Origin of the sequence: Marivita sp. (assembly GCF_017643905.1) — a bacterium.
Lineage (GTDB): Bacteria > Pseudomonadota > Alphaproteobacteria > Rhodobacterales > Rhodobacteraceae > Marivita.
Genome location: NZ_JAEPMO010000231.1, coordinates 1 through 4,480 on the forward strand (window position 1 = coordinate 1; position 4,480 = coordinate 4,480).

Annotated in this window: 6 protein-coding genes; 2 read left to right on the top strand and 4 right to left on the bottom strand. The window is 63.7% G+C overall.

The features are described from left to right. Positions 1–184: hypothetical protein (locus JJ869_RS22225; RefSeq protein WP_292270902.1), on the top strand; the 184-nt coding region annotated here is incomplete at its 5' end. Positions 185–311: 127 nt separating this feature from the next. Here JJ869_RS22225 and JJ869_RS22230 read toward each other — a convergent pair. Genes JJ869_RS22230 through JJ869_RS22245 form a run of 4 tightly spaced genes read right to left on the bottom strand, consistent with a single transcriptional unit; the run spans position 312 to position 3,208 of the window. Then, positions 312–1,250 (bottom strand): glutathione S-transferase family protein, encoded by a 939-nt coding sequence (locus tag JJ869_RS22230; RefSeq protein ID WP_292270904.1) that lies wholly within the window; start codon positions 1,248–1,250, stop codon positions 312–314. Positions 1,251–1,262: 12 nt separating this feature from the next. Further along, complete coding sequence (locus JJ869_RS22235; protein WP_292270907.1) at positions 1,263–2,123, bottom strand: VOC family protein; 861 nt, start codon at positions 2,121–2,123, stop codon at positions 1,263–1,265. Positions 2,124–2,183: 60 nt separating this feature from the next. Continuing rightward, a complete protein-coding gene (locus JJ869_RS22240) occupies positions 2,184–2,606 on the bottom strand; it encodes a DoxX family protein (protein WP_292270909.1) in 423 nt (140 codons plus the stop codon). Between the two features lie 26 nt (positions 2,607–2,632). After that, positions 2,633–3,208 (bottom strand): F420-dependent NADP oxidoreductase, encoded by a 576-nt coding sequence (locus JJ869_RS22245; RefSeq protein WP_292270912.1) that lies wholly within the window; start codon positions 3,206–3,208, stop codon positions 2,633–2,635. 134 nt (positions 3,209–3,342) lie between these two features. Here JJ869_RS22245 and JJ869_RS22250 point away from each other — a divergent pair, with 134 nt between their 5' ends. Further along, on the top strand, positions 3,343–4,233 hold the full coding sequence (locus JJ869_RS22250) for a LysR family transcriptional regulator (protein WP_292270913.1): 891 nt from the start codon (positions 3,343–3,345) through the stop codon (positions 4,231–4,233). Positions 4,234–4,480: the final 247 nt, after the last annotated feature.

The window sequence follows — 4,480 nt, forward strand, 5'->3', positions numbered from 1 at the left end:
AGAACCTCCGCAAACTGGCAAAGATCTTTCCTGCACCGCAGCAACCGCGAAACGCCTGACAGAAAAGGTGCTCGCGCAACGTTCAGCCGTCGATATTCTGCGCCAGCGAACGCCTGTTTTTCCACAGAATCGGCGGGAAGCTGACATTCTCTGCAAGTGCGAAGCGGCGACTTCGGTGATCTAAAAGCGGACATTTCTGGACTGCCGTCACCAGGGTCGTGGCGGCTTTCGGGTTCCGAGTGAGCAGTGGCTGGCGGGGCTGGCTCGCCTCGCGCGCGCCAGGGTTTTGATCGAGGAGGAGGACCGAAGCTTCAGACCGGGGCCCGTTCCGGCCCGACCGGCACGATGCCGGTGGGGTTCAGCGCCTTGATCGAGTAGTAGCCGCGCTTGATGTGGTCGATGCTGACCGTATCGCGCACCCCGGGGATGGCGAGGATCCGTTCCTGGTAGCGGCTCAGGGCGGGATAGTCCGCGATGCGGCGCAGGTTGCATTTGAAGAGGCCGTGATAGGCCACATCGAAGCGGACCAGCGTCACGAAGAGCCGCACATCGGCCTCGGTGAAGCGATCTCCCAAAAGGAACTCGCGACCGTCAGCGAGACGCCTTTCAAGTTCATCGAGCATCGCGAAGACGTCGCAGAATGCCTCCTCGTAGGCTACCTGCGTGGTGGCGAAGCCCGTGCGGTAGACGCCGTTGTTCAAGCTCGGATAGATGCGCTCGTTAAGCGCGTCAATTTCCTCGCGGAGGTCCGCCGGGTAGAGATCGATGCTGTCGTCCGCCAGCTCTCCGAAGCCGGAGTTCAGCATCCGCAGGATGTCGGCGGACTCGTTGTTCACGATGGTCCCGCGCGTCTTGTCCCACAGCACCGGCACCGTGGCTCGGCCCGAGATCGTCGGATCGGCCCGGGTGTAGATCTCGTGCATGTAGGACGCGCCTTCAGCCTCGGCCAGATCGCCGAACCGCCAGCCCTGGTCGGAGAGTTCCGGTTCGACCACGGAGACCGAGATCGCATCCTCCAGCCCCTTCAGCCTGCGCCCGATAAGCGTCCGGGATGCCCAAGGGCAAATCAGCGCGACATAGAGGTGGTAGCGGCCTGGCTCTGCCTTGAAGCCACCCTCGCCGGTCGGCCCGGCGTTGCCCTCAGGCGTGACCCAGCTGCGGAAGCTGGAGGTCTGGCGGACGAAGCCGCCCTTTTCGTCCTTGGCCTGAACCGGCTGCCACTCGGCAACCCATTTTCCGTTTCTCAGCATGGTCGTCTCTCCTCAGGTCCTGAGCGTGATGGCGGTGCCCCAGGGGTCGTGCAGGGTCAGGGCGCCCGTGTTCGTGATGCTGGCAATGCCGACGCTTTCGGCGCGTGCGGCAATGGCCGCGAGGTCTTGCGGGTTCCGGACAATAATTTCGACGGCATCGAGACCGGCGATACCCTCGGGGCGCTTGCCGGCCCGGCGGCTGTTCCAGATATTGCCGGCAAGCTGGTGGTGGTAGCCGCCGCTGCCGTAGAAACTGGCGCCCGGATAGCGCGCCGCGATATCTAGGCCGAGCACGTCGTGGTAAAATCCATCGGCCTCGCCCGTGTCGCCCACCTGCAGGTGGACATGGCCGATGCTGCCCTCGGGGAAACCCGACCATTCGGTGCCTTCGGCGCTTTGCAGCAGGTCCGGCAGATCCAGCGGGTCGGTGCTCATCCGGATCTCGCCGTTCTCGCCATGCCAGGCCGAGACCGGGCGGTCTGCATAGACCTCGATGCCGTTGCCCTCTGGATCGGCGAGGTAGAACGCTTCGCTGACGATGTGATCCGAGGCCCCCTGCAGGGGCACGCGCGCCTCGGCAGCGTGAGCGACCCAGCGGGCCAGGTCGGATCGGGTTGGCAACAGGAAGGCGGTGTGAAAAAGACCGGCCTGCCGGGGATCGAGCGGGGAGAGACTCGGGTCGCCCTCGAGTTCCAGAAGTGGGGTGCTCCCGGCGCCAAGGGTGACGCTATGTTCGCTGGTCGCGACCGGGTTGAGCCCCAGCACACTCTGGTAGAAGGTCGAGACCACATCAAGATCGCGCACCTTGAGCCGGACCGTCCCGATGCGAAGCGGCGCCGCATGCATGTCGAAGAAGTCGTTGCCAATGGTCATGTCGGATCTCCTTGTGAAAGAGCGCGGCCGCGGGCGGTGACCCACGGCCGACGAGGGCGGTCAGGCGAATTGGCCGAGGCGCCGGTCGAGCTCGGGCACGCGCAGGGCAAAGGCTCCGCGCCCCAGAACGGCGATGACACCTTGCACCACAGTCCAGAACAGCGGGTATTCCCAGCCGCCACCTTCATTCGAAAAGCTCCAGCCGAAGCTGGAATGGGCCCATGTCGCACCAAGGAGGACGGGAATCAGCGCGATCGAAACGAGACGGGTGCCGACGCCGAGGATCAGGGCGATGCCGCCCGCCAGCTCGGCAAAGATCGTGAAATAGGCCAGCACGCCTGGCAAGCCGAGACTTTCGAAGAAGGCGACGGTGCCGGGGATCGTGAAGGCGCTCACCTTCATCCAGCCATGGGCGAGGAAAAGGACGCCGGTCGAGATGCGAAGGGCTGCGGCGGCATAGTCGGTATTGGTTTGCGTGGTCATGTCAGATGCTTCGTGGGGTTGGGGTGTCAGGAAAACTGCCAGCGCGGCGCGATCCCGGTGCCGTGACCGAAGACGTAGCCGAACTGGATGTTCAGGAAGCCGATGGGCTCGAGGTAGCGAGCGTTGGCGAGCGGGCCGGAATCGACCGGCTCGAGGCCGATCTCGGCGGCGAGCGCCTTGACGCTCTCGCGCGCGGCCTCGTCATCGGCGGCGACGAAGGTCTGGATCGGTTGTCCGTTCACCTTGAGGCCCGTCCCGTAGTGCTGCGCGAAGATCGTGTTGAACGCCTTCACCACCGTCGCGCCGGACAGTCGGGATGCGATCTCCTCGGCGGCCGAGGTCTTGTGCCCGACCTGGAGACCCGAGAAGTCCTCGGTCACCGGGTTCGAGACATCGATGACGGTCTTGCCGGCGAAGTCGGCCTTGCCGGCAAGATCGGCCACGGCGCCATAGGGCGTGGCCAGAACCACCAGCTCCGCCTTGGAGACGGCGGCGGAGAGGTCGTCGTTGTGGCCGATGGCGGACACCTCGTGACCGGCCTGGCCCAGCACCTGGGCGAGCCCGGAGCCGACGTTGCCGTTTCCGATAATTGCGATACGCATTTCATTTCTCCTTCGGTTCGCCACCCCTCGGGGCGGCCTGTTGTCCACTGAAGCGAAGGTAAGACTTCCCAATCTTCTATAAAATGGCGATGTTATGGAATGACTATCGCCATTTTGTTCCTAAAAGGGTGCCCATGGACATCGTCGACGAACTCAAGGCCTTCGTGGCCACCGCTCGGACCGGCTCTTTCACCGCAGGTGCAGAGCAACTGGGGGTCTCGAACCGCCTGACCTCCAAATACGTAGCCGGATTGGAATCGCGGCTTGGCACGCGGTTGCTTCAGCGGACAACCCGGAAGGTCGGGTTGACGCCGGCCGGCGAAGACCTTCTCGCCCGAGCACCAGCCGTCCTCGACGAGCTTGATGCTCTTCTGAGCAACGTGTCGGAGGGGGCGCGCGGCTTGACCGGGATCATCCGGGTCTCAGCACCCGTGACCTTCGGCGAAGTCTACGTGGCCGGCATGCTGGCCCGGTTCGCCGAAGCGCACCCGGATCTGACTTTCGACCTGAGGTTGGACGATCGCTACGTCGACCTGGCCGCAGAAGGCATAGACCTGGCGTTCCGGATGGGCGTGTCGGAGACGTTGTCACTGAAGACGCGCAAGCTCGGCACGTTTCACAGCTCACTGGTGGCGCATCCAGACTACGTGAATGAGCATGGGGCACCGCGAACACCAGATGACCTCGCTCGGCACGCCTGCATCGTCGACACGAACCGGCGCCAGCCGCATCGGTGGACGTTCAGAAAAGACGGCACCCAGGTCGTCGCCCAGGTGCGGGGCCGGTTCCATGTCAACTCAGCAAGGGCAGCAATAGAGCTGGCCGCGGTCGGCATGGGGGTCGCCTATGCCCCGCGGTTTGCTATCTCGGACATGCTGGAGACCGGGCGCCTCGTTCCTTTGCTGGAGGATTTCAACATGGATGGGGGGCCGATTACCGCCGTTTACCTTGAGGGTCGGACACTACCTCGAAAAATACGGACGCTCATCGACTTCGCTGCCGAAGATGTGCGCGCCTTGCCTTGATGAGGCGCGACAAGTCAATCCTTGTGGGGTCAATCGCCCCAACACGAATGACAGCTTCGGGTAGGTTCCGACGCAGCGATAATCTCGCTGACGAATGGCCGGTCTGGGCTGATTCTGTGGAAAAACAGGCGTTCGCTGGCGCAGAATATCGACGGCTGAACGTTGCGCGAGCACCTTTTCTGTCAGGCGTTTCGCGGTTGCTGCGGTGCAGGAAAGATCTTTGCCAGTTTGCGGAGGTTCTGGGCGG